The sequence below is a fragment of the Arthrobacter sp. ISL-95 genome (genome assembly GCF_018613695.1).
Taxonomy (GTDB): domain Bacteria; phylum Actinomycetota; class Actinomycetes; order Actinomycetales; family Micrococcaceae; genus Arthrobacter.
The window spans coordinates 1-22270 of the sequence record NZ_JAGGPR010000019.1 but is presented as its reverse complement, the minus strand read 5'-3'; the positions used below and the strand labels follow the sequence as shown (position 1 = coordinate 22270).

The following is a 22270-nucleotide window of genomic DNA, read 5'->3' as shown; positions in this document are numbered from 1 at the left end:
GGAACCAAGTTTGGGGTCATTCAATTTAGAGATAGTGTCTAGAACGCGCTCAAAACTGGCAAGCACCGATCCATAGTCCAGAGTCAACAGCCATACACGTAATCGGTCGTACTCGTGCATGGGAACAATCTCAATGCGGATGCCGACGGGTGTGCGGGTGGTACGCCGGTGGCGCGCGTCCGTCGCCTATCGCTTACTGGTGGCACTACTTGGGCATCGTCAATTTCGTTGTCCACGAGTCGGCGAACTGATTTTCCCCGGAGGCGTTGACCGTATAGTTTCCGGCCATCCCGATTGACGCGCCAGACCCAGCCGTGTTGAGGATGTCGCAGACTTGGGACATCGACCTCACCGGCGCATTTTGCATGGTCCGTACGATGTCTCCTAACTCCAGGTCAGCGTCCTCAGCAGGGCTGCCTGCGTCCGTACCGACCACCACCATCCCGTCGATGCCTTTGGCCTTCAGGACGGCGTCCGCCTGTTCACCCAATGACGTGTCGCCGAGTCCCAGGGCCGGAATGAGCGTAGACATGGGGACGCTCGACAACGGCTGAAGCGACCACCCAACATTGGCGATGCTGCGTCCAGCCTCCAGTTCTGGCAACAAGGACTTCACTTTGTTAATCGTGATGCTATAGAACTGGCCCTGTACCTGCTGGCTCCCAGTACCGAAGTTCGTCAGCGTATTGATCCCCACGACCTGCCCTTGGATATCCACCAGGGGACCGCCACTATTGCCGTGATTAACCGTGGCACTGTGCTGGATGGCGTCAGGATAAGTGGGCAAGTCCGCCCCGACTTCAGCCTTCACCCCGGCTGCCTGCACACTGCCCTCGGTAAAAGCGATCTTGCTTTGGGTAAAGTCCTGGAATGAGGCAGGGTAGCCGAGCACCGAGACATGGTCCGCCGGCTGCACAATACTCGAGTCGCCCAACGGCAGCGCCGTGGCCTTACTGTCCATGTCAGTTATCTCGATGACCGCCAGGTCCGAACAGGGTGCAATTCCCCTCACCCGTGCGTCGCTCTCCGTGCCATCGCTGAACCGTGCCTTCAGCGTGGCCAACCCCGCCACCACATGTGCATTGGTAATGGCTAAGTGCTTGTCCTTGTCATAGATGACGCCGGTGCCGCCTGAGGTGCTCTGTCCCCGACGGCCGTACAGCTGGATGGTGGCGGGCGAGGCGAGATCAAAGACCTGCTTGCCCGTAAGCGCTGGCGCAGATGACGAGGTGGACGGCGAGGAGGCAGGGCTGCCGCTGCCAGTTGCACACGCGCTCGTCCCCAACAGGACGGCGAGTTCAAGGGCAGCCATTGCCCTCGTGCAATTTTTAGTGCTCCTTTTCCTCGAATTACCAGAGATGTGACGTGATGCGGAGGAGGAATGGAGAGGGAAGACGTCGTGGCGCTGCAGCAAAGACTTCATTTTGGGCTCCTTCTTGGCAGTATCGCGCTTCCGACCCCAGCCCCGAAGTGGCCGCATCATACCATCTAACGTAGTGCCGAATCAACCATGCCAGCTATTGCTCCCTCCTCCCACGCTTTCTCTCATTCCGCGGCGCAGGCGGGAAAGCCTCGGCTTCGGTAGCCGGGCAAAGATGAACGAAATCGTTCGTATTCGTGCACTTGCTGAACCCTCGACGCCGGGATTCCCGGCCCCGCGTCATGTAGGCGAATCCAACCCCCAGCTTTTGCACGTAACACTGCACGAAACCGGGAAATGAACAACGGCGCCCTGTATTGAGTTTCGTGCACTCTTGCTAACCTAAGCGCATCGGCAACATCCGCCGCACCAACAGGAGAAACCAATGCCTACCCTCAAACCCAGGCGCGCGGGCGACCACTCCAAGGAGCCACGGGTCCTGATACAGGACGTAATCCCCTACGCGGTGGCCGGACGCCTTGACGCCTTACAGGGGCCGGGGGAGGGTGTCCTGATACTGCCACACCACATCTACTGGGGTCCGCAGGCGGACTGCGACCTGGGGCAGCCCGAGGGTGTTTTCAAGGCGTATCAGGCGATCTTGCGTGAAGGTACGCGTGCGGACCAGGAGCAGCTGCTCAACGCCGGCCTTTTGGTGAAGGTCTGGGACGAGCTGATGCTTCCTGTTCGCGTCCGTGATTTGTGGGAGAGCAAGTTCCCGCAGCTGGCGCAGCGCTCCTAATGTCGGACGTCGAATACCAGCGTGAGGTCACGCGCCTGGCGCTTGATGCCTTGGCTAGCGGAGGTTTCGCTTTGGCAGGCTCCGGAGCCATTAGGGAGCACGGGATCATTGACCGCCCCACACAGGACATCGACCTGTTTACATCCGTCACCAGTATCGAGGCTTTCGCGCTTTCAGCGCAACGTCTCGCGACCGCGATGCGGGAGCGCGGCCTCGAGGTAGTGGAGGTCCGTAACGCACCGCAGTTCGCGAACTTCTCTGTTGCATCCCCGACAGGCCAGATCGTGGAAGTGGACCTTGGCGTCGACTGGCGCGCGGCCGAGCCGGTGAAACTTTCCATCGGCCCGGTCCTGAGCCTGGAGGACGCCGTGGGAAGCAAAGTTGTTGCTGTCTACAGCCGCGGTGAAGTCCGCGACTACCTTGACCTTGATGCCATCAGGGAATCCAAGCGATTCACTGACGGGCAGCTGCTCGACCTCGCAGCTGACCGCGACCCCGGTTTCGATGTCGGCATGTTCGCCGCACAGCTCGACCAAGTACAGCGCATCTCCACCACTCTTCGTGTGCAGGAGTACGGCGTCGGAGAACACGAACTGGCGCAGATGAAATCCCGGCTCAGCGGATGGGCCGATCAGCTGCGCACCAACCCGCCGACACTTGGCCCGCTCCTGGTCCAGAAGAACCAGGAACAATCGACGGCCGTGGATCCCCGCATGGAAAAGGTCATGAAGCTGGTACATGCCTCCTACCCGGGCTCGCCACGCGATGCTTTGCGGCCACCGGCCCAGGCGCCTACAGCCGAAGCAACAAAGCAAGCCAAGGGGCGAGTCACCGAGCAGGACAAATCGCGGTGACCGCGAACCTCATCGGGTACGCCCGCGTCAGCACCGCCGAGCAAAACCCCGAATTGCAGCAAGACGCACTGGACCGCGCCGGAGTCATCCGCACTTTCACCGACTACGCATCCGGGTCAACGCAGGACCGTCCCGAATGGCAGCGGTGCTTAGACTTCCTGCAACCGGGAAACGTCCTGGTAGTTTGGAAGCTGGATCGTGTGGGGCGATCCACCGCAGATCTCGCCCGCATCGTGACCGAACTGGACCAACGAGGCATCCAGTTCAAGTCCCTCACCGAGAGCTTCCTCGACACCACCACCGCAGACGGCCGACTGATCTTCCACATCTTCTCCGCACTGGCAGAACACGAACGCAGCAGAATGCTCGAATGCACCCGCGCAGGGCTCGAAGCCGCCCGTGCTCGCGGCCGCGTCGGCGGCCGGCCTTCCACCATAACCCCAGCTCAGGTGAACGCCGCACGCACCATGCACGCGAAGAAAACACCCATCACCGAAATCGCCCAAGTACTCGGAGTCGGACGGATGAGCGTAAGCCGCGCCCTGCGGAAACAGCAGGCCGAACAATCCGCTTGAACTGTTCCCCTCCAAACAGGGGCGAGAATTAACCAGACATCGCTCAGAGGGGAATCGCGCAATGGACGCACTTGCAACCGGGATCGCCATCCTTGGCGGCGTAACAGGACTGTCCGGCTTCATCATCTCCATTCGTGCGGACCGCCGCGCAACGCGGGCAGACAAGCGCGCGGCAGCAGCCGACCAGCGAGCCATCAGAGTGGAAGAAGAAGGCGCCCGAGCAAGGCAACGCGAACGGTGGAGCGAAGTCACTAGTGCCATGCAGGATGTTGTGGGAGCCAACGTTCTTGCCCAAGATCTCAGGCCAGTCCTCGTGCGCGTTCGTTCATCCATGATGGAGTTGGTCGACGGGGTAAGCAGCGAGCACTACAAGCGACTCGACAGATGGATGAGCGTCGAGCACAAAGTGATCAACGGACTGCTCGAACAGACGATGGTTCAGCTAAGCGGCAGCGGATACACCATGAAGCAGATAGAGGATGCCCACCATGCGCCGAACGAGTGGGCCGCGTCGTTCATCAACAATCTCCGGGTGGCAAGAAAGTTGGAACCAAGTCCCGAGGTGGAGGCCAGCATCGAGGAAATGATCGCAGCGGGGGAGACGGCCCTGAGCCATCTGCCGGAGCGTAAGCCACCGCAGCGTAGCAACAGCAAGCCTGCCGAGAGAATCGTCTAAAGCCCCTCGACCACATGGGCACGGCAAAAGCTAATTCCTTCGGGCTTTTCCCGCACACATGTGGACGACGGGACCCACCTGACCGCCTGCACACAACCACCACGTCACCACCGGGACAAACCTCACCAGGGCGAGCGGTGGCCGTGTACAGCCTGATCGCCGGAATCCGGACCGAAGTTGGCTGAAGTGCTCTCAGCCGCCTCACTTTCTCTTGCGCTCGTTGTGGCGGGAGCGTCGATCTACTTTTCGCTGAAAGAGCACAACGCGCGAACGAAGCAAGAGGCAAAGAGCATCGAACAGGAACAGGCGCAGAATCGGCTGCAGGAGCGTGCCCAAGCTGAACGAGTAGCGTGTTGGCTTGAGTATCACGATAAGTACCCCGCCTACCGGGTACATGTTCTCAACGCGTCTGACCAGCCGATCTGGGGAGTCCGGATCAAGCAGGAATTCGGTGAACCGAAAGAGAAGTATTTTGCGGTGGTGCCCCCTGGTTCGCAGGAGGTACCAATAAACTACACCGGCGAGAACCCCGGCAATCAGGCGGTCTACATCAGTTTTCGAGACAACAACGGGCAAAGGTGGGACCGCCCTACATCGTTTGACGGTGCCCTACGCAAGGCCCCTTTTGCAGATTTCGGAGAGCCAACAGTGACCCAAGAAGCACCACCAAGTGAGGAAGCGTAGTTCGTTTTCGCGCGACGGGTTAGCAGATACTCGCTGAGTGGTCCTGTCGTTTCTGGTGTGGGCTGGGTGGTGGGTCTTGGGTGATCGCAGGGAATACCCCGACGTGAAACCCCCTGCCGCCTTAGTGGTCTCCCCGCGCCTGTGGTTCCTGTGCCCGCCATGCACCGGCCCCGCGCGACCAGTGTGTGTCGTCAAGGCTGAAAAGAACCCGGCCCCGCCCCCACGGTGCGACGGCAACGCGATCTTGGATGCTTCTATATTCGTCAAGTGTCGTTCTCGTTGCCCATGATGCCTTCTGGAACTGTGGAGGTAATAAACCTCAGCGGGGAATATAGCCTTCAAGAGTGTTTGGCGTGTGTCTGGATTGCGGGTGTTAGGCTCGACGAAAATGGCCTGTTTTGGGCGGGGTTTAGGGGGATCATGGGAACTTTTCGTGCTTTATCGGTCAAGTGGGCGGCTTTTGCCGTGTTGGTGCTGGGGTCAACAGCGGTTGGTGTGGGTCCGGCCCTCGCCCAAGGTGACAGCGCGTCCCTTCAACAGTCGTCCCAGTCCCCTGCGCAGATGATGGGGGCGCCTTTCGTGGGCTCTGAACTAAGACTTGCGCGGACCGGCAACGGGGGTGTGAACTACTGCCCGGACGAAAACCAGGATCCTCGGTTCGTCATGGAGTGGTTGAGCAATGGTGTTCCACTACCGGCAGAGCGTCAGGGAGACGTCCTGAAACTTCTTCCCGAAGACCGCGGAAACCGCATCTCTTTCAACGTCCAAACGTGCAGTTCTGAAACTAAGCATTACAGCCTCGAGACGCCTCCCATCGCAGCATCGAACCGCGCCAATGGCTGGACCGGGCGGGGAAACTTTGAGCTGCTGGGCCGGACTGCCGACGGGGACCTGGTGCTGTACCCCCGCACGTACGAGCCGCAATGGGTTCGCTTCATGGAGTTTGATAGGGCCATTAGCTTCAACGGTTCCTGGGATGAGCCCAGGGTGGTCGGAACGGGCTGGAATATCTTCGACATCGTTTTCTCCCCCGGTGATTTCGACGGGGATGGTAACAACGACGTCCTGGGGCGGGGCAGTGCAGGAAATCTGATGCTCTACTCCGGTGACGGCGACGGGGGCTGGTATCCGCCGAGCCAGGTCGGTTCTGGATGGAACATCTTCGATTCCATCGTCGGGCCCGGGGATTTCAACGGCGACGGCAACAACGACGTCCTGGCCCGGGACCGTTCAGGGAATCTGTTCCTTTACCCTGGCGACGGTCAAGGCGGCTGGTTGGAACCCTCACAGGTCGGCTCGGGGTGGCAGATTTTCGACAAAATCATTGCCCCCGGAGATACCACCGCCAAAGGGGCGGTAAGCATCTTCGCCCGCGACCGCAGCGGCTACCTGCACCAATACCCCACTGATGGGCAGGGCGGTTGGAAGGCCCCGGGCGTAGTGGGCCAAGGATGGGACGTCATGACCGAAATCAGCGGCGCCGGCTCGTATTGGAAGGAAACCAGCCGGGGTACCGCCGAACGTAATAATCTCATCGCCTACGGGCATGACGGCGATCTCATCTCGTACGGCAACTACGATCTCAGCCAGTCTCCGGAATACGCCGCAGCACCATACGGACTGGATAACCAGGGTCCGATCGGTAGCGGCTGGGACATTTTCAAAAATTTGATTTGATCCAGGGTCGATGCACTTACTAGACGCTCATGGAATCAGGGCCCTTTCTCAGCCGAGAAGGGCCCCTGATCCGCGTCTGGGGGTTTGAGTGGACGCCCGGTTACTTGAGGCGCCTAGTCTGAGCTAGGGCATCCAACGTCAGGCGCGGTGTTGAGGGTGCGGTGGATCTGGCGGGTGATGTATCGCTTGAGGCTGCGGATGATTTCTTTCTTGGTGCGGCCTTGGCTTGTTCGTTTTGCGACGTAGTCCTTGGTGGCTGGGTCGCGGTTCATTCTGATGAGGGCGATGGTGTAGATCGCTTTGTTTAGTTGGCGGTCGCCTCCAGGTCAAGGGATGCCGAAATGACTTACCGGACCACGCGACGTCGGCCGCCACCTCGACTACGAACGGTTCAACCAGCGTCAGACGCACCGGGCCCCCTGTCCTTACTGAATCTGTTCAGCGAGGCCTCGCTGATCTCTTCCGGTCAAGGATGACCAGGCTGTGCCGGGCGGAGCCGGCGGCCCAGCTCACGCTGAGCCAGATCAGGCAGCACCCTCGTCAGCTCTTTGCCTTGACGGGAGTAGAGTCTCACCCGATCAGTCTCAACAAGGGCTATCGCCCAGCATGTTAACTGCACCTTGTTGGCCCATTGACAAGCGGTGTGAAGGCTAGGGCACGGCAATGAGTTGGGCAGGACGGTGAAATTCGGAAGATCGACAGCCGCACCTAGCGGTCGGACTCGTTAGGGGTCAATGAGGGGCCCACCCACATAGAGTCACACGAATGCGCGATAGTCCAGCGAGTCGTCGTCAACCTTCCTTCCGGGAACAGTCACCCGCCAGGGCCATGGCGCACTGCACGTGCAGGTCAGCGAGTGACTTGTTGCCCCACTATCTATTCGGTGGATGCTGACACGCCTTCCCCCAGAGACGGTCAGATGCCATGCTGAAGGCGCAGACACAGTTGTAGGGGGGACAATGCGGAAACATGTTTTGGCGCCGGTACTCGTTATGCTGCTAGCCGCCTGTGCTGCACCTTCCGGCCCAACAGATTACGCCCATACTGCTTCTGCAGACATCGGAAAGATCATCGGAGCAAGCCGCGCCACCGTATACCGATACCTGGCCATGGACTCCTGAGTCACAGAGGCAACTGTCCCTGAAGTCGTCTTTGTGGCTGCTGTCCACAGCAGATGATTTGAGACAACATCTGGGACGGAAATATTACGACGGCCGGCTGCTGGGGGCACAGCAACTCGCCACCCGTTTGGCGATCATCCACGGGTAATGTCTCACTCTAAGGAAATGGGAAGTTTGTGCCCCGCTACGGCGGGATGTCTGTTGGCATCGGGGCGTGTTCCCCGGGGCTATGCTTGGCAGGCCTTCGTCGTCGGATCGTCATGTTTACGCCCGTGAGGACTGTGGCCAGCGCTAGGGCGAGGAGTGTCGGGGGCAGGAAGAGGCCCAAAGCGAGGGGGAAAATTTCGGTTGCTACTTCCCGCATCGCGGAAAGGTCGCCGTTGAGGACCCGCATGCCGAGTGCGTTCCCCACGGATGTGAAGAGCGCCGGGGTGATCCACAGTCCGGCCAAGGACGTAATCCAGACCAGCAGCCGCCGGAGCGGGTGGAGGCCGCACCAAGCGAGCACCACTGCTACGAGGACCGCGGGAAGCCATTTTCCGATGGCCGGGATCTCGGGTGGTAGAGCTCCTGGAGAACTCAGCATCGACGCCGTGTCCACGATCCACAATGAGAAGGGCACGGCTGAGAGAGCCATGCCAAGGGAGGCCACGCTGACGGACTTGCGGGTCGCCAGCCAGAAAACCCCTTGGGTGAGGAACACCGCGAAGATGGTGCCGCCCAACAAACCGCCGAAGTACAGCACCGCCCGTTGGTCCACGCGCGGTTCGTGGAGTCTCAGGCCGTCGGCGACGACGGCGAAGCTTTGGATGATCGCGATGCTGTGCACCACGAGGACGCCCACCGCTGCGGACCATGGGGGCACCTCGACCAGCCGCCTGAGCAATCGCACGGCCAAGCCTGCGAGGGTCCCGCCGATAAAGAGCATCACAGCGATGCGCAACGCGTAATACTCGCTCACGGGCAGGAGTGCCCTTGGCATGTCGCCGGGCAGGACTTCGTACTGCCACAAATTCTGAACCGGCAGTCTGGCCCCGGTGAGAAGCCACGGAACAAGAACGAGAGCAGCGGACGCGAATCCGATGGCGAGCCCGGTGAGAGCCCCGCTGAAATGCCCCACGTGCCGGACGGCCGTCAAAGCAGTTCCGCGAGCACAAGGTGGCCAACGCGCGCGACGACGGCATTATTGTATGCCGTGTTAGGGCTATCCGTCCTGGTCATCACGGCGAGTGTCAGCGGCAGGCCCGTCTCCGGCCACACCACGCCGGCGTCATTTACCACGCCGTAACCGCCGGCACCCGTCTTGTCGGCGAGCTCAGCCCCCGGTGGCACCACCGCCCCCAGCCGCTCCCCGGAGGTGGCATTGCGCAGCATCCAGCCGCGAAGACGTGCCTGCCCGAGCGTACTCAGCGCGTCGTCGACCAAGAGGTCTTCGTAGAGCTTGTACATATCCGACGGCGTGCTGGTATCGCGAAGATCTCCGGGAACTGCTTGATTAAGCTCAGGCTCCCAGCGGTCCAAGCGGGTGTGGCGGGCACCGAGTGTCCGGGCATACCTTCCTATCTCCGCTGGACCTCCGATGAGTTCGAGCAAGAGATTGCCTGCCGTGTTGTCGCTGAAACGCAGCGCCGCGTCCGCGAGTTCCTCCACGCTCATGTTCCGGTCCTTATCGGCAGCACAAATTCTGGAGTTCTCCACGATTTGGTCTTCGCGGAAACGAATTCGACGCTGCCAAAAATCATCGTCATATGCGTGGTCGCGCAGCAATCGGGCAACCGCGAGTGGCTTGAACAACGAGCACATAGGGAAGGCGGCTTCACCCCGGTAGGCATAGGGGGCTTGCCCCTCTCTGCCCGCGGTTACGCCGATCGTGACACCATGCGCCACTTCGAGGTCAGCGATTGTCCGGTCGAGGCGCCGGTGAAGGCCTCCCCCTTCCGGGAGCTTCTCTTGGGCGGAAGCGGCACTCGCCCCCATGCCCATGAAGGCTGTGAGCACGCCGCCTGCGCCGAGCTGGAGGAGCCTGCGACGGGTTGCGTCGGAGGGGCGTTCTTGTGGATGGGAAGTCTGTGGCGTCAGCATACGGCCAGTCTGCGGGACAGATTTTCACTACTCAAAGCCTAAAATGACGAGATTGATGCGTTTGCGGCATAATTGCGGGATGGATGTCCTCCGCGGTGCGCGCGCGTTCGTCGCCGTCGCCCGTCGCCAAAGTTTCTCCGCCGCAGCGGAGGACGAACGGACCACCCAACCCGTTGTCAGCCGCCGCCTCGCCAACTTCGAGGCACACCTGGGCGGAGCACTGTTCGAGCGGAGCACCCGTCAGGTGAATTTGACCCCGCTCGGCACGGCACTTCTGGGATATGCACAGGCGCTGCTGAGCGCCGAACGGTCGCTTCTTGATGCAGCAATCTCTCATCGCCGTGGCACAGTCCGCCTTCTCGTTCCGCGTGACCTGGACCCGGCTTCGTGGGCAGCCCTTCGTTTGCGGGCGCTCACGGCGGGTACTGACCTTGAAATCGAGGAAAACGACCGGGAGAGGCGCTTTTTGCGGTTCCGGCTTGGGGAAGCAGATGCCGCTATTCTCCCGGTCGAGACGGCCCGCGCGGACTGGGTAGTGCCTCTGGGCCTCGCACAGGTGACCGATCGGCTCAGGCCCCTCACACTAGCGGCCCTGCGTCCCACCCGGGCTTTGGGAGCTCCCGCAGCGGCCCGTCTCATTGTGCTGGCCGAGGATGCGTCCGTCCAGCTCCTGTCCGCAGTTCGAGGGGCAGCCGCGGAATCCGGACTGGCCGCGCACCAGGTGTACGAGTCGCCAAGCGTCGTGGGGGCGCTCACCGGAGCGCTGGCGGGTGACGACTGGGTCCTGTGCAGCCAAGAGCAGGCGGCTGCATGGCGTTTGCAGTGGTTCGATGTGCGCGAACTGACGGTGGCGCGTGCCTACCGGCTCGAATCGCGCACACCGGAGGGCAGGAAGGTGTTCGAAGCGGCCCTTGGACGGGAAATCCCTGCCGCGCTTGGCGGCGTCAGGGGGAAGAGCCATGACAGATTCGGTGTATGACGCCGGAGCCCATACGAGCGCGCTGCGCCGGGCAACGCAGGTGCTTGAGTCCGCAGGGCTCTCGGGATCGCTGCTCGTGCGCCACCTCGGGACCGGGCGGGAGCTTGCGCTTGATGCCGACCGGCCCTTCCCGCTGGCGTCCGTTGCCAAGTTGCCGCTGGCCGCTGCCGCGCTCGACGCCGCGCACCGGGGAAAGCTGGACCTGAGCACGCCGGTACGCATTGACGCGGCCAGCCGATCCCAGGGTGGTCCCGGTATTGCCCGGTTTACTCACTCGGCGACGATCGCGCTGGGGGATCTGATCCGGCTTGCAGTAGAGATCAGCGACAACACTGCCGCGGATGCAATTTTCCGTGTTCTCGCCCCACGCGAGGTCACCCAGTGGCTCCAGGGCCTCGGAATAAGCGGCATCGTTTTGCGTCATCCAATTGGCGAGCTCTACGACTCGCTCGCAACGCAGGCCGTGAGCGGCGATGCTGCTACCGTGCACTCCCTCGTCGTAGCTGCTGACAAACATGGCCATCCCTCTCCCTTGCCCCAACTGGACATCGAGCGTGCTAACGTCGGAACAGCCCGGGGGCTCGCTGACCTCCTGCAAAAGATCTGGGACGGAGGCATCGGTGAGGCTGTGGCGGCACCCCTGCAGGATATGCTCGCCGGTAACGTCTTTCGCCATCGCCTCGCCCCGGATTTTTCCGCCGATACCTCCGTCTGGTACTCCAAGACGGGCACATTCATCCATCTCCGTCACGAAGCCGGTGTTGTCGAACATGCCGGCGGGGAGGCTGTGGTTGTTGTTGTGCTCACACGCAGCCAGGTGCCGGCCGCCAGCCAGCCATCTGCGGAGCAGGCGATGGGTCATGCAGCGCGCATCCTCCACGACGAACTCGTTTAGCCGTTAGATACGGTGCACGGCCGAGGAGACAAAACCCCATCTTCCATTCCCTAAATCCTGTCCATGCTGGGGGGCTACCACCCCGTGAAACCTCACCGCAGTCGCCTCGCCAACGAATAGCCGCAGGACTTTTTGTGACCAGATCCCGGTACGGTCGCGTTATCCCGGTGTCTCACGTAAGGTGTCCCAGTGCTAAGGAACTGTGACACCGCGGCCCAAGCAACATAGCGGACCAACGCGACGGACGTCGTACCCCCCCGAGATGTGTCATGGCTGCTGCGGCTCTCACGCCTTTGCTGGGCCTCGGCTGTAGTTGGTGCCCGAAGCAGGCTCAGGAAGTTTCACAGTCCCTACTGCCCGTTTGCTTAAGCCAGACGTCCCGCCTGGAATTGGGGGAAACCAGGCGGGACAGGAACCTACCGTACCAGCCTGTCCGGTTCCGCTTGCAGGTGGGGGCCCGGCCTGGAGGCACTCGCTACGTCGGCATAATTGGACACGTTTCGGGAGTCGATGCCAGCAGCACTGAGCCGGTACGTGAGAGCCGTGTTGTCTTGGATTCGTTCGTACGGCACAGTCAGCCATCCGTGGCCCATCGGACGTTCATTGCCCATGCGTGCCGGCTCCACACCTCGTCGGAGCGTATCGTCGTATGCGGCGGGATCGGTGCGCACGAGCTGGCGAATGCGGTTGGTCTCAGCATCAGTTTGATCAGGGTTCCGGTTATCCGTCGAAGTGGGTGTTGGGAATTTCCTGACCGAGGGATTGCACAACAGTGGAAGCGACGGCGTTGAGTTTGACGTTCCGTCCGCTGGAAGCGGCTTTGAGGATAGTCAGCGCTGTGTCGTGGCTGCACCTGTTCTGGGCCATGATGATCCCTGCTGCCACGTCGATAACGGTGCGGGAGTTCATGGCGGCTTTGAGGTGTTGGCTGGTTTCGGTGGCCTTGGCAATCCGTACGGCCATACGCAACGACTTCGATGCCTGGCGGGCAAGCAGTTCGGCTTCTGCAATGTCCTCCGCGGTGAAGTGCCCTGCGTCGGGTGCATACAGGTTCAGTCCTGAATTAGCGTCGCCGTCGAGCGGGATAGGGACGCCAATCGCTGAGAGAATGCCGTGGTCAGCAATGGCCTCCGGATACTTGCCGAACCTGGTTTCGGTGCGAAAGTCCGCGACCGTGTAGGTTCTCTCTTCCCGCGCAGCCCGCAGGCAAGGGCCGTCGTCGAATGCGTACTGGACTTCATCCAACTTCTGCGCATGTTCACTGCTGCTGGCGACGGTGGCTTTTGTTCGCGGCCGCAGGAGTGTCACCGCGGCGAGGACTTCAGTGTCAGGGGAAGAAAACCTTCCTGCGGCCAGTTTCGCCAGGTTCGTCAAGAATCCCTCGACGTCGATACTCTCGAGCACCATGTCCTGCAGCATCCCCTGCACGGAGACTTGGCTATTACCATCAGCTCCGACATCAGAAGGGGTACTAGTGCGTGTGTGGTTTTCAGACATATTGTTCCGACTTTCAGCGGTTCTCACCGTCGCGGTCGAGCTTGGAAGCCCCAGCATTCCCAGTGAAATCTTTGATCTGCTAGTTGCGGCTAACCCTAAACCTAAACCCGCTACGAGTCGATCACTGAAGGCTCCGGTCACCTGCGCGGAAACCTTAACGGTGCCCGACCTTCCGGGCAAGGTTCTGTCGAGCATCGCGAAAGCACGGAGACCCCGATCGCAGCCAGCTTGACTTCCTACACCGTCCCCAAAAGTGACCTGTACTTTAGCCCTCACTTAAACGAGTGGGCGTTTGAGGCATCTACAGGAACTCGTCGCCGACCCGCAGTGCTCATGACGTTCTCTCCTGGAAAAATTGCGAGCCAAAGGACTATCGCGAGAAGTCACGAGTACGTTGTTGCACGAGTCGCACGTCACCGGATTGCAAGCCTCGTTCCTGAGCTACTTGAAGACATGCCATTCGCGTTGAAAGCAGCTCACCCTACGCAGCCTCCGAACGTTGCGTCGACGCGGTAACGCCAAGAAGGTGATCCTTGAACCCGAGGTGAACTCGACGAAAAATCCCGTTGCAATGTCCCAGTTCCAAGGAAGTGGGACGTCCGCAACCAAAAGCATGCCTAGGTCCCCAAGACAGGCGAAAGGCCGGACAGGCTTCTGGTTACCGCTATCCGGCCTAGCCGGCAGATTACTAAGGCATTGATCGGCGAAAATGGGGGATTATCGTCGTCTGCCACTAACCCGCTGACTCCATTGAACACCTACCGATGGTCCTGCACACAAGTAGTCGGTACTCGTTCTTCACAGGCGTCAGACAGACCTACTACTTGGTCCCCCGGGCGTCTGCCGCTGAACCCAGCCCATGGTTTCGCCCTGCCGAGAGAGCAGCCAAGTAAGGACCGCTGGCGGGTAGAAGCGGTGCGGCGCGTTCCTCGGAAGTGCTGCGAGCTCCACGTCATCCCTTGGGAACAACTTCATGTGGTCGACTCCTTAAATAGTAAGGCTGCTTATGATATCTTCGGTTTACGAAAGTTCCAGAGGACCTGAACGCTCTGGGCTCCGGAGCGTCTTCGCGACCGAGGAGAAGAACAATGACATCTGCCCAAACCTCCGCGCGGAGCCGCGCCACCATCCAGCGAGCCGCCCAGGTGGTCGGGGCGGTATTCCTTCTCGTCGGTGTCCTGGGGTTCATCCCAGGGATCACCACCGGCTATGACTCGCTGGCTCTGGCCGGCCACGATTCGGAAGCACTCCTTTTGGGTGTCTTCCAAGTATCGATCCTGCACAACATTGTGCATCTGCTGTTCGGGGTGGCTGGCCTGCTAATGGCACGAACCCCGGCTCAAGCCCGGAGCTACTTGATTGGTGGCGGAGCCGTGTATCTGGTGTTGTGGATTTACGGGTTGGTCATTGATCAGGAATCTGCGGCCAACTTCGTCCCTGTCAACAACGCTGATAACTGGCTTCACCTGATTCTGGGTGTGGGGATGATCGTCCTGGGCGTCCTGGGCGTCCTGGGCGTCCTGGGTAGCCGCCGGACTGCAGATAGGACCGGTGCCACCACTCAGCGGTAAACGGCAAGCCTTCGCCTTTGAAGCATCATGGCTTCGCGAGCAGCTCCACGACGGAAGCAATGTCGAGGCGCCGTGGATCGGTAGCCGCTGAACTCGTCAACGTGGGCTGGCACGAGCAGACCTGCGGTGTCCCAATGCCGCAGCATCCGATGGGCCTCTGCCCGATCTGCGCGAAAGCTCCGATGGATAACATGTCTCAGTTCTCTCGCCTTCCACAGTGTCAGGGTCAAGTATCGCCCGAACCGCTGCGACCCGGCCGTTTCTCATTGCCCGGCAGTCCGCCCGTAAGCCAGCTGATCACCGCACGCAAAAGCGCCCGCTCAACGATCCCGAATCGTGCACCTGGAACGTCCGTTGAGCCAACAGATTACTGGACGACTGGGATTCTGCGCCGTGAGCGACGGCTTGCGGTCTAACAGCTGGTATGCCCATTAGTGTGCGGATGTGAAACCTCGCGGAGTTATTTCGCGGCTCTTCTGCTGGTAGTCGTTGTAGTTGCATTAATTGCGGCTTGGGCAGGTTTCGGTGACCGACCGGGTCCGATGGGCTCTGCGGTGCTCGATCAGGCGCGAGAACACTCGAGCCTCGGTTCCTTGATGTAATTTGCCATAGGACTCTTGAATACGCGGAAGATCTGCCCGTTGAGGATTTTTACCGGCCGCTCTTCTTAGATTGGCTGAAGGAAGTCTTCTCCCTTTGTCCGCGATCTGTAGGGCCTTTACCCATAAAAGGGTGTGAATTTTGCCGGGATGTGTCTCGTGACTGGGCGGTGGTTCTCAGCACGACCAGACCGTAAATGATTGCTGCGGGAGTTGCTGCGGCTGCCAGCGCAAGGCCGAGGAGGGAAACCTGTCCATCATGCGCCAAGAGGAGCCCGGTCGGTGGCTGGAGTGCCGTTGTAGCGCATCCGACCCAGGTAATCAGTGCCGCGGCGCGGGTGGGGGACGGCGAGCCTTGCGGCAGGAAAGGGCCCAGAAATCCTCCCACCGCGGCCATCCCGGTGACGATCAGAACAGTGCGCTGCGCAACGGAGGTCATTCCTGCCGGCCCGCCGGTTCCTGGGCCTGTGACACCCCAGTAGAGCATCGCCGCCGCGAACGAAAGCATCCCGAACCCGCAGACGCCGGTTACCCACGATCGTTGTGGTGGGCGCGGCCCGGCGGCGATCAAATCGCCCCACCGGTCTTCTGCGTACAGTCCGAGCAAGATCGCCAGCCCGACAGCCATCAGCCCGAAACCACAGTAGATGATTGCGAACATCCAGCCTTCCAGATTTCCTTCGCCTCCGGATGCAACGCGTCCTTCGATGGCTAGTTGGAGGGCGCTGCCCAGCGGTAAACCGACAAGGATCGGTGCGAGCAAACCCGTCGCGCCGCCGCCGACGATGAAGACCATCCAAGCCGGGACGCGTTTACCCCCTGGCCTCACCAAGACCAGTGCCAGCAGGACCGCCATCATGTCCATGGCGATTGTCAGGACGTTTCCGATGACGAATCGGGGGGTGTTCATTTCACCCGCACCTGTGCCGGGGACCATGCCGAAATGCGAACCAGCCAGCCAAGCGGTTTTCACCAGGGCGTAGGGAATAACGGCGACTATGACAGTCCAGAGGGCGGCCATGCGCCAGTGTCGTTTGGTCAGTGGCATCTTTCCCCCAAATATCTCTAGAGAGGCGTCTCTAGATGAGTATCTCTAAGGTGGCATACGATGGCTGTGATGGCAACACCCGTTTCGTATACACGTGAACAAATCCTCGACGCGGCCATGGAGGCTGTGCATGAGCACTGGCGTTCAGCGACCGTGGCTCAGGTGAGCGCCAAACTGGGCGCGCCCTCGGGGTCGATCTACCATCGTTTCCGTTCCCGCGACGTCCTCTTCGTCTCTGCGTGGGTGCGGTCGATCAAGCGATTCCACAGGGAACTCGAGCAGATCGGCACGGCCGATCCGGTCGAGGCGATCACCAAGACTGCCCTGCTTATCCCCCGTTTTTGCCGTGCACATCCGTTGGACGCACGAATGATGACGGCATATCGATACAGCGACCTCATGAAGGACCCGCACCCCGACCTACTGCCTGAGCTGACAAATCTCAACGATCCCGTCCGCGAAACTATTGACCGGTTGACCCTTGCGAGGTACGGGCGGGTGACACCCCAGGGACTCGCCATTGTCGCTCTTGCCTGCCGCGAGACACCGATTGGCCTGATTCGCCCGATGATCGGTGACGAAATCCCCCTATGGATCGATGAGGCTGTCCGTGCTGCGAGCACAGCCATTGCGCAGCTACCGGACGCTTGATCCAGACGCGACCTCATTCAGCCGTTCACCAGACTGATATATATGCCGTAAGCCGGTGGTTCAACGGACGCCGCTGCGTCCGTTGGAGGATCCCTTACGGCACAGGTAGCCGACGCTAGGCTGAGGTGGTGATCGAGTCAGCCGCTTTTGCCATACGCGCCGTTGGCCACGCCGTGGATTTCGTTGTCGACGCCTTTGCCTCCCTTAGACCCTATAGCGGCGCTGCAAGCTGTCAGGCGAGGTGAAGAACCGGAACCCCTTCGAGTGCCCCTGGTGTTCACCGGAGTGCATTCGGGACCAGTCGAATTGGCGATTGAGGTTTTACAAGAACGTCCGGAAGCCGCGGCTCCTGTTTGGGAACACGTCCACGAAGTGTCCCCGACACTGCCGGAAGGGCGGGCTTACTTCAATACCCCCACGGATTGGGAAATGAAGGACCTTGGCAACGTAACGGGTGACGAAAAGGGCAGCTACCGTGCGCGGCTCCACACTACCGGCCGGGATGCAGCTTTTGACCTCGTTGTGGACGCCCCGACCGGGCAGCACCTGGTCCAGTTCTGGAAAGAATCAGCATCGCCGCCAAATATCATTTCGTCCCCCGTTGACAACATCATTGAGATTCCTTCGGATTGTACGTGTCCGCTCCACCCCGTCTAGCCCCTCCAAAGTCGGGGCCTGCGGTCCGAAAATTCTTTAGCCAGGGATCCTCGCTAGCTCGGATCCCGCAAGATTTTTCTGCCCTTGCCCTGCGGGTAGACAGGCCTCCGTCGGTTACAGCGCCGCAAGCTTCGCCAGCAGCCAAAATACAAAGGGGGACAGGGGAAGCTGGCCGGTCACCATTGCCGCCCCACCCACCAACTTTCTCGGCAAAAGAAGGAGCAACACCAATGAATGCAGCACCTACGCTGGAAATGCACTATTTACGGACACCAACGCTCAATCGAACAACGCCGTGCATCGCTTTCCAATGCGATCCATGCGGCGATCGTGTCGACCCTCGATTACCCACCTGAGAAGAAATTTCAGCGTTTCATTCCGCTGGCCGATGCCGACTTTATCCACCCCGAGGACCGCGGTGAGGATTACACGATCATCGAAATTTCCATGTTTGAAGGCAGGACAGAGGGGCGAAACGCAACCTCATCACTGACCTCTTTGCGCGCATCGAAGCCGAGACGGGCATTGACTCACACAGCCTTGAAATAACGATCATCGAAAGCCCGCGGGTGAACTGGGGCATTCGGGGCACCAATGCCGAGGACCTAGCGCTCACTTAACAAGTCAACGTCTAAACGCTCCACAGCGACCCAGCAGAGCCCAGTAGCGGTCTGGCGGTTCTAATGAGGCTCGGCGAGGAGGAAACTTCCGGAAGCCTCTCTTCGGCCTGCCCAATTTCGTCTCCTACAGTTGCCCGATGGGCGCAGCCAAAGTGGCGAGTGAGAGAAGCCAGCACAGTAGAACTACTACTTGACGAATATTGAAGCATCCTAGAGTCGTGACGTTGGCGGCGATTCCACTAACGAGCTTGCTGCCCCTGGTTCAGCCCAGCGATGAGCTGACGCGGATCGAAGGTGACGCGGATGCGCTTGATCTTCCCGTCTTCGACATGCGCCCAGTTCGCAACGGCGGCCGGCCCGGCGATTGAGGTGTGCAGATCGAACCAGGTGATCACGTCGCTGTTGTCCGCGACCCGAGCGCGCACGTCTATCCGCGTCAGGACCTGCCCCAAACCCTTCAACCCCGCGAGGGTCTCCTCAACGCCGGAGGTCTGCCCGAGGGCGCCAACAAAGTCGACATCCTCGGCCAGGACACTGCCTAACGTGTCGTAGTCGCCTGCTTCCCAGGCCGTGAAGTAGGTCTCAGAAATCTGTCGTGGAGTGCTCATGAAAGAAGCATGCCGCGCTCCAAGTCATTAGTCCAACAGATAGATCAGATTTGTCCTATCGTTGTTGTTTATGGAACTCCACCAGCTTCGCTACTTCGCTGCCATCGTTGACGAGGGCTCGTTCACCGCGGCCTCCACGCGCCTGCATGTGAGCCAGTCGGGCGTGAGCGCTCAGCTGGCGAAACTGGAGCGTGAACTCGGTCAACAACTGCTGTACCGCGCTGGTCGTACCACTACGCTCACACCAGTCGGAAAGGCTGTCCTGCCCATGGTGAGAGAAGCCCTCGCCGCCGTCGAGGACATCATGAACACGGCCGGTGAGTTTGCCGAAGCAGTACGCGGCCCTGTCCGGCTCGGCACCATCGCCGGATGCACCATCCCCGGCTTCCTCGATGTTCTGGCCGGTCTGGGCAGGACGCACCCCGGGATCACGCTAGGCCTTACCGAAGACGACTCAAACGTTTTGGAGTCCTCCGTCCGCCAGCGCAGACTCGACCTGGGTCTCATTGGGTACGGCGGCACCATAGCCCCTGGCCTGGACCTACACGTCATCAGCACAGAACGACTCGTAGCGGTCACCGCACCCAAGACCAACCTCACCCACAAAGAGATCCGCCTGGCCGACCTGGTCCGCGGGCCGGTGCTGTGCCTTCCATCCGGCAGCGGCATACGCGACGCCTACGAGAAGTCCTGCACACAGGCAGACGTCAAGGCCCGAGTCGATGTCGAGGCCTCGTCGCCACTGACCGTGCTCGGTCTCGCAGAACGCGGAGCAGGTACTGCCGTACTCCCCGCCTCCACCGTGACGGATAACCAGGTCAATACGGCCGTCCTCATCGACGCCGACGTCCCGGCCTGCCTCGGGCTCATCAGCCGCCCCGACGAGCACTCCCCAGCCGTCCGCCTGACCCTGCAACTGTTGAGGAATGCGCTCCCAACCTCCTGACCACAGCTACTTGTCACCTAGCGGCAGCTCGAGGAGTACCGGAGACCTTGACGAATATAGAAGCATCCAAGACAACCGCCGCCGGCCCACCGCCCGCTGGGGAACAGGTCCTTTTCAGCCGGGACCACACACTGGCAAATCCGGGCGAACCTGACGCGGGTACTAGAACCTAACGCCCTGGGCGGCCGCTAAAGAAGCCGGGGGAGTTCCAATGAGCTACTATCCGCGATCTTCCTGTCGTTTTCAGAAGCTGACTGCACTGACATCCCTGCGATTACGGGGTAGTGCAGTCGGGTATGGACACTCTGGTGTCCAAAGTCCCCTGCACAAAAAGTCATTTTGGTTGGTAGTCGCCTGCACGAAAGTGCTAACACCGAAGGACCAGGTTTACGATGCGCGGTCTCGCTGGCTGGAGGCCAGGCGGTTGGAGCTGCACGTTGAAGGGCTCGGTAGACGGTGGAACGGGCGACGCCGAAGAGTTCCGCGATTTCGGTGGTGGTGTGTACCCCGCCCCGGTACAGGTTCACGAGGTGAGTTTCCTGGGCTTTGGAGAGTTTCGGTTGCTTTCCGCGAAGCCGGCCTTTGGCTTTGGCCACGGCCATGCCTTCCCGTGTTCTGGCGCGGATGAGATTGGCTTCGAACTCGGCCACCATGCCCAAGACGTTGAACAGCAGCTTTCCTACCGGATCGTGGGGATCGTAGATGCTGCCGCCGAGGTTCAAGGTGACACGTTTGCGGGTGAGTTCATCAGCGATGTCCCTGGCATCAGATAGAGAGCGCGCCAGCCGGTCGAGTTTGGTCACGACGAGCGTATCGCCGGCCCGGCAGGCCGCCATTGCTTCACGGAGGCCTGGGCGCACCCGATTTGCACCCGTCAGACCGTGGTCGACGAAGATCTGCTTCTCTTCTACGCTCAGGGCAAGGAGAGCATTTCGTTGGGCCGTGAGGTCCTGATCGCTCGTTGATACGCGGGCATAGCCAATCTTCACTCCAACCATAAGGAACATGGTTGCAGTTACCCCCCCCGGATTCTGTTGATCGAAGCAATACCCAATCCAGGGAGTTCCTTCGATGTATCAACAGTTCGATTCGCCTGCCGGTGTCAGGTTTCTTGCCCTCATTAAGGAAGGCAAGAGATTCAGAGAATCAGTACGGCTGGCCGGAATCGGTAAGGAGACCGGTTATCGGTGGTTGCGTGATGAGTACCTCCAATTCCGCAGTGAAGGCCTCGATCACGTAACTGCCCAGACAGAACTGGGGTTCACCTCGCGCAATGCCGAGAAATGGAACGACCGCTTCCTAAACGGAACGGGGCGCCATCACTTTCAAGTCGATCCAGCCGTCGAGGAAGTGTTCTGGTCCTGCTACTCCACCGGCATGAGCGTGGTGGCTGCTGCCGCATCAGCAGGGGTAAAGCATACGACTGGGTACCGGTGGGTTTACCGTCGTTTCATCGCCTTGCGAAGCCGGCTGCGCCTGGCGGAGGTTGTACACGCTTTACGGCTGTCCCCGGGAACCTCCGTCAGGTGGGAAACCCAGCGGAAGAAAGAGCTGGAATCCGAAAAAGCACGTCTGCAGAAAGCCGAGCGGGACGCAATCCGGACGGCGAAGATCGCAGCCGAGAGAGTGGCAGCTCCCTGGTCGCCAGCACAAAAGCGACGCGCTTTACGCGAGACACGGTACTGGGACCTGGTGAGTGCCGGATCCAGCAATGCTGAGGCCTGCAGGATGATGGGTATGAGCAGACGCGCCGGCACGAAACTTAGGAACCAACGGGCCGAGCAGAGCCATATGAGGGTTCCTGCTCAAGGGTCCGGACGGTACCTGTCCCTGCTGGAAAGAATTCAGATCACTGACCTTCTCCGGCTGGACTGCTCACTGCGGCGCATCGGGCGTGAACTCAGACGCTGCCCCTCAACGATCAAAAGGGAACTGGACCGTCACCGCGACGGCCACGGCCAGTACTCACCGCACGCCGCCGATCACAGCGCCAGCCAGCAGCGGCGCCGGCCACGGGATCGGAAGCTTAAACGGAACCGGCGACTACGCGCGATTGTTCAGCGTAAGCTCAATCGTCACTGGTCGCCCGAGCAGATCTGCGGCTGGCTCGCACTGCAATTCCCCTTCGAACCGGGCCTTCAATTGAGTCCTGAGACCATCTACCGTGCACTGCTCTTCAACGATGACGGCGGTTTAGATAAGAAATACTGTCCCCGACTGCGCACCGGACGGAAAATCCGCAGACACCGCTGCCGGACCGGTTCCGGCCACGGCGCAGTGGTCCGGAACATGACCATGCTCAGTCAGCGGCCGCCAGTCATTGAGACAAAGACGGAAGCTGGCCACTGGGAATCTCAATGTTTCTGTC

23 protein-coding genes and 2 pseudogenes are annotated in these 22270 nt (G+C 60.5%); 16 read left to right on the top strand and 9 right to left on the bottom strand.

What is annotated here, in order from left to right; genetic code table 11:
* Positions 1 to 205 precede the first annotated feature (205 nt).
* Positions 206 to 1312, bottom strand: a complete 1107-nt coding sequence (locus J7I86_RS21340) for a S1C family serine protease (protein WP_214822856.1) — start codon at positions 1310 to 1312, stop codon at positions 206 to 208.
* A gap of 493 nt (positions 1313 to 1805) precedes the next feature.
* On the opposite strand from J7I86_RS21340, the gene J7I86_RS21335 reads away from it, so the two are divergent.
* From J7I86_RS21335 to J7I86_RS21315, 6 genes are all read left to right on the top strand, one after another.
* On the top strand, positions 1806 to 2162 hold the full coding sequence (locus J7I86_RS21335; RefSeq protein ID WP_214822855.1) for a transcriptional regulator: 357 nt from the start codon (positions 1806 to 1808) through the stop codon (positions 2160 to 2162).
* A complete protein-coding gene (locus tag J7I86_RS23015) occupies positions 2162 to 3016 on the top strand; it encodes a nucleotidyl transferase AbiEii/AbiGii toxin family protein (RefSeq protein ID WP_286180118.1) in 855 nt (284 codons plus the stop codon). The genes J7I86_RS21335 and J7I86_RS23015 overlap by 1 nt, the downstream gene beginning before the upstream one ends.
* A complete protein-coding gene (locus J7I86_RS21330) occupies positions 3013 to 3591 on the top strand; it encodes a recombinase family protein (RefSeq protein WP_309476779.1) in 579 nt (192 codons plus the stop codon). The genes J7I86_RS23015 and J7I86_RS21330 overlap by 4 nt, the downstream gene beginning before the upstream one ends.
* Before the next feature lie 61 nt (positions 3592 to 3652).
* The gene (locus J7I86_RS21325) at positions 3653 to 4267 is read left to right on the top strand and encodes a hypothetical protein (protein ID WP_214822853.1); all 615 of its coding nucleotides are present in this window, start codon (positions 3653 to 3655) and stop codon (positions 4265 to 4267) included.
* A 177-nt stretch (positions 4268 to 4444) separates the two neighbouring features.
* Entirely contained in the window at positions 4445 to 4951 is a 507-nt protein-coding gene (locus tag J7I86_RS21320; protein WP_214822852.1) for a hypothetical protein, read from the top strand.
* Positions 4952 to 5371: 420 nt separating this feature from the next.
* Positions 5372 to 6628 (top strand): VCBS repeat-containing protein, encoded by a 1257-nt coding sequence (locus tag J7I86_RS21315; protein ID WP_214822851.1) that lies wholly within the window; start codon positions 5372 to 5374, stop codon positions 6626 to 6628.
* A gap of 113 nt (positions 6629 to 6741) precedes the next feature.
* Here the strand turns inward: J7I86_RS21315 and J7I86_RS21310 are convergent, their stop codons facing one another.
* The 3 genes from J7I86_RS21310 to bla all read right to left on the bottom strand — a co-directional run bounded on the left by J7I86_RS21310 (position 6742) and on the right by bla (position 9831).
* Complete coding sequence (locus tag J7I86_RS21310; RefSeq protein ID WP_214822850.1) at positions 6742 to 6900, bottom strand: hypothetical protein; 159 nt, start codon at positions 6898 to 6900, stop codon at positions 6742 to 6744.
* 1033 nt (positions 6901 to 7933) lie between these two features.
* Positions 7934 to 8887, bottom strand: coding sequence for a hypothetical protein (locus tag J7I86_RS21305; protein ID WP_214822849.1), 954 nt, complete (start codon positions 8885 to 8887; stop codon positions 7934 to 7936).
* Positions 8884 to 9831 (bottom strand): class A beta-lactamase, encoded by a 948-nt coding sequence (gene bla / locus J7I86_RS21300; protein ID WP_214822848.1) that lies wholly within the window; start codon positions 9829 to 9831, stop codon positions 8884 to 8886. Before bla ends, J7I86_RS21305 begins: the two co-directional genes overlap by 4 nt.
* A gap of 79 nt (positions 9832 to 9910) precedes the next feature.
* Between bla and J7I86_RS21295 the strand changes: the two genes are divergently transcribed.
* On the top strand, positions 9911 to 10810 hold the full coding sequence (locus J7I86_RS21295; RefSeq protein ID WP_214822847.1) for a LysR family transcriptional regulator: 900 nt from the start codon (positions 9911 to 9913) through the stop codon (positions 10808 to 10810).
* On the top strand, positions 10791 to 11705 hold the full coding sequence (locus J7I86_RS21290; protein ID WP_214822846.1) for a serine hydrolase: 915 nt from the start codon (positions 10791 to 10793) through the stop codon (positions 11703 to 11705). The genes J7I86_RS21295 and J7I86_RS21290 overlap by 20 nt, the downstream gene beginning before the upstream one ends.
* Positions 11706 to 12121: 416 nt before the next feature.
* Here J7I86_RS21290 and J7I86_RS21285 read toward each other — a convergent pair whose 3' ends face one another.
* A complete protein-coding gene (locus tag J7I86_RS21285; protein ID WP_214822845.1) occupies positions 12122 to 12376 on the bottom strand; it encodes a hypothetical protein in 255 nt (84 codons plus the stop codon).
* 49 nt (positions 12377 to 12425) lie between these two features.
* Positions 12426 to 13112, bottom strand: coding sequence for a GAF and ANTAR domain-containing protein (locus J7I86_RS21280; protein WP_286180117.1), 687 nt, complete (start codon positions 13110 to 13112; stop codon positions 12426 to 12428).
* 1178 nt (positions 13113 to 14290) lie between these two features.
* Here J7I86_RS21280 and J7I86_RS21275 point away from each other — a divergent pair.
* The gene (locus tag J7I86_RS21275; protein WP_214822844.1) at positions 14291 to 14773 is read left to right on the top strand and encodes a DUF4383 domain-containing protein; all 483 of its coding nucleotides are present in this window, start codon (positions 14291 to 14293) and stop codon (positions 14771 to 14773) included.
* Between the two features lie 651 nt (positions 14774 to 15424).
* On the opposite strand, the gene J7I86_RS21270 is transcribed toward J7I86_RS21275, so the two are convergent.
* Positions 15425 to 16420 carry a hypothetical protein gene (locus J7I86_RS21270; protein ID WP_214822843.1) on the bottom strand — a complete coding sequence of 332 codons (996 nt, stop codon included), beginning with the start codon at positions 16418 to 16420 and terminating at the stop codon, positions 15425 to 15427.
* Between the two features lie 69 nt (positions 16421 to 16489).
* On the opposite strand from J7I86_RS21270, the gene J7I86_RS21265 reads away from it, so the two are divergent.
* From J7I86_RS21265 to J7I86_RS23385, 4 genes are all read left to right on the top strand, one after another.
* On the top strand, positions 16490 to 17071 hold the full coding sequence (locus J7I86_RS21265; RefSeq protein ID WP_214822842.1) for a TetR/AcrR family transcriptional regulator: 582 nt from the start codon (positions 16490 to 16492) through the stop codon (positions 17069 to 17071).
* 429 nt (positions 17072 to 17500) lie between these two features.
* Positions 17501 to 17728: a hypothetical protein gene (locus J7I86_RS21260; RefSeq protein ID WP_214822841.1), complete on the top strand. Its 228-nt coding sequence runs from the start codon at positions 17501 to 17503 to the stop codon at positions 17726 to 17728.
* A 234-nt stretch (positions 17729 to 17962) separates the two neighbouring features.
* Positions 17963 to 18277 carry a tautomerase family protein gene (locus J7I86_RS21255; protein ID WP_214822840.1) on the top strand — a complete coding sequence of 105 codons (315 nt, stop codon included), beginning with the start codon at positions 17963 to 17965 and terminating at the stop codon, positions 18275 to 18277.
* Complete coding sequence (locus tag J7I86_RS23385; RefSeq protein ID WP_214822873.1) at positions 18214 to 18348, top strand: hypothetical protein; 135 nt, start codon at positions 18214 to 18216, stop codon at positions 18346 to 18348. Before J7I86_RS21255 ends, J7I86_RS23385 begins: the two co-directional genes overlap by 64 nt.
* Positions 18349 to 18587: 239 nt before the next feature.
* Here J7I86_RS23385 and J7I86_RS21245 read toward each other — a convergent pair whose 3' ends face one another.
* Positions 18588 to 18956, bottom strand: coding sequence for a nuclear transport factor 2 family protein (locus tag J7I86_RS21245; RefSeq protein WP_214822839.1), 369 nt, complete (start codon positions 18954 to 18956; stop codon positions 18588 to 18590).
* A gap of 70 nt (positions 18957 to 19026) precedes the next feature.
* Here J7I86_RS21245 and J7I86_RS21240 point away from each other — a divergent pair, with 70 nt between their 5' ends.
* Complete coding sequence (locus tag J7I86_RS21240) at positions 19027 to 19902, top strand: LysR family transcriptional regulator (RefSeq protein ID WP_214822838.1); 876 nt, start codon at positions 19027 to 19029, stop codon at positions 19900 to 19902.
* A 433-nt stretch (positions 19903 to 20335) separates the two neighbouring features.
* Here J7I86_RS21240 and J7I86_RS21235 read toward each other — a convergent pair.
* Positions 20336 to 20900: pseudogene (locus J7I86_RS21235) on the bottom strand (recombinase family protein); the annotation flags it as partial.
* Positions 20901 to 20973: 73 nt separating this feature from the next.
* On the opposite strand from J7I86_RS21235, the pseudogene J7I86_RS23380 reads away from it, so the two are divergent.
* Positions 20974 to 21786, top strand: a pseudogene (locus J7I86_RS23380) (IS30 family transposase); the annotation flags it as partial.
* A gap of 36 nt (positions 21787 to 21822) precedes the next feature.
* Positions 21823 to 22270, top strand: a 448-nt coding sequence (locus J7I86_RS23375) for an IS30 family transposase (protein WP_396019932.1), incomplete at its 3' end; no start/stop codon positions are given.

What these genes read in the sequence shown, in the direction of transcription:
- bla (WP_214822848.1), bottom strand. Translation starts at nt 9,831, where the DNA reads ATGCTGACGCCACAGACTTCCCATCCACAAGAACGCCCCTCCGACGCA.
- J7I86_RS21245 (WP_214822839.1), bottom strand. Translation starts at nt 18,956, where the DNA reads ATGAGCACTCCACGACAGATTTCTGAGACCTACTTCACGGCCTGGGAA.
- J7I86_RS21295 (WP_214822847.1), top strand. Translation starts at nt 9,911, where the DNA reads ATGGATGTCCTCCGCGGTGCGCGCGCGTTCGTCGCCGTCGCCCGTCGC.
- J7I86_RS21315 (WP_214822851.1), top strand. Translation starts at nt 5,372, where the DNA reads ATGGGAACTTTTCGTGCTTTATCGGTCAAGTGGGCGGCTTTTGCCGTG.
- J7I86_RS21280 (WP_286180117.1), bottom strand. Translation starts at nt 13,112, where the DNA reads ATGGTGCTCGAGAGTATCGACGTCGAGGGATTCTTGACGAACCTGGCG.
- J7I86_RS21260 (WP_214822841.1), top strand. Translation starts at nt 17,501, where the DNA reads ATGAAGGACCTTGGCAACGTAACGGGTGACGAAAAGGGCAGCTACCGT.
- J7I86_RS21290 (WP_214822846.1), top strand. Translation starts at nt 10,791, where the DNA reads ATGACAGATTCGGTGTATGACGCCGGAGCCCATACGAGCGCGCTGCGC.
- J7I86_RS21325 (WP_214822853.1), top strand. Translation starts at nt 3,653, where the DNA reads ATGGACGCACTTGCAACCGGGATCGCCATCCTTGGCGGCGTAACAGGA.
- J7I86_RS21255 (WP_214822840.1), top strand. Translation starts at nt 17,963, where the DNA reads ATGCAGCACCTACGCTGGAAATGCACTATTTACGGACACCAACGCTCA.
- J7I86_RS21340 (WP_214822856.1), bottom strand. Translation starts at nt 1,312, where the DNA reads ATGGCTGCCCTTGAACTCGCCGTCCTGTTGGGGACGAGCGCGTGTGCA.
- J7I86_RS21310 (WP_214822850.1), bottom strand. Translation starts at nt 6,900, where the DNA reads ATGAACCGCGACCCAGCCACCAAGGACTACGTCGCAAAACGAACAAGC.
- J7I86_RS21335 (WP_214822855.1), top strand. Translation starts at nt 1,806, where the DNA reads ATGCCTACCCTCAAACCCAGGCGCGCGGGCGACCACTCCAAGGAGCCA.
- J7I86_RS21270 (WP_214822843.1), bottom strand. Translation starts at nt 16,420, where the DNA reads ATGCCACTGACCAAACGACACTGGCGCATGGCCGCCCTCTGGACTGTC.
- J7I86_RS21265 (WP_214822842.1), top strand. Translation starts at nt 16,490, where the DNA reads ATGGCAACACCCGTTTCGTATACACGTGAACAAATCCTCGACGCGGCC.
- J7I86_RS23015 (WP_286180118.1), top strand. Translation starts at nt 2,162, where the DNA reads ATGTCGGACGTCGAATACCAGCGTGAGGTCACGCGCCTGGCGCTTGAT.
- J7I86_RS21275 (WP_214822844.1), top strand. Translation starts at nt 14,291, where the DNA reads ATGACATCTGCCCAAACCTCCGCGCGGAGCCGCGCCACCATCCAGCGA.
- J7I86_RS21240 (WP_214822838.1), top strand. Translation starts at nt 19,027, where the DNA reads ATGGAACTCCACCAGCTTCGCTACTTCGCTGCCATCGTTGACGAGGGC.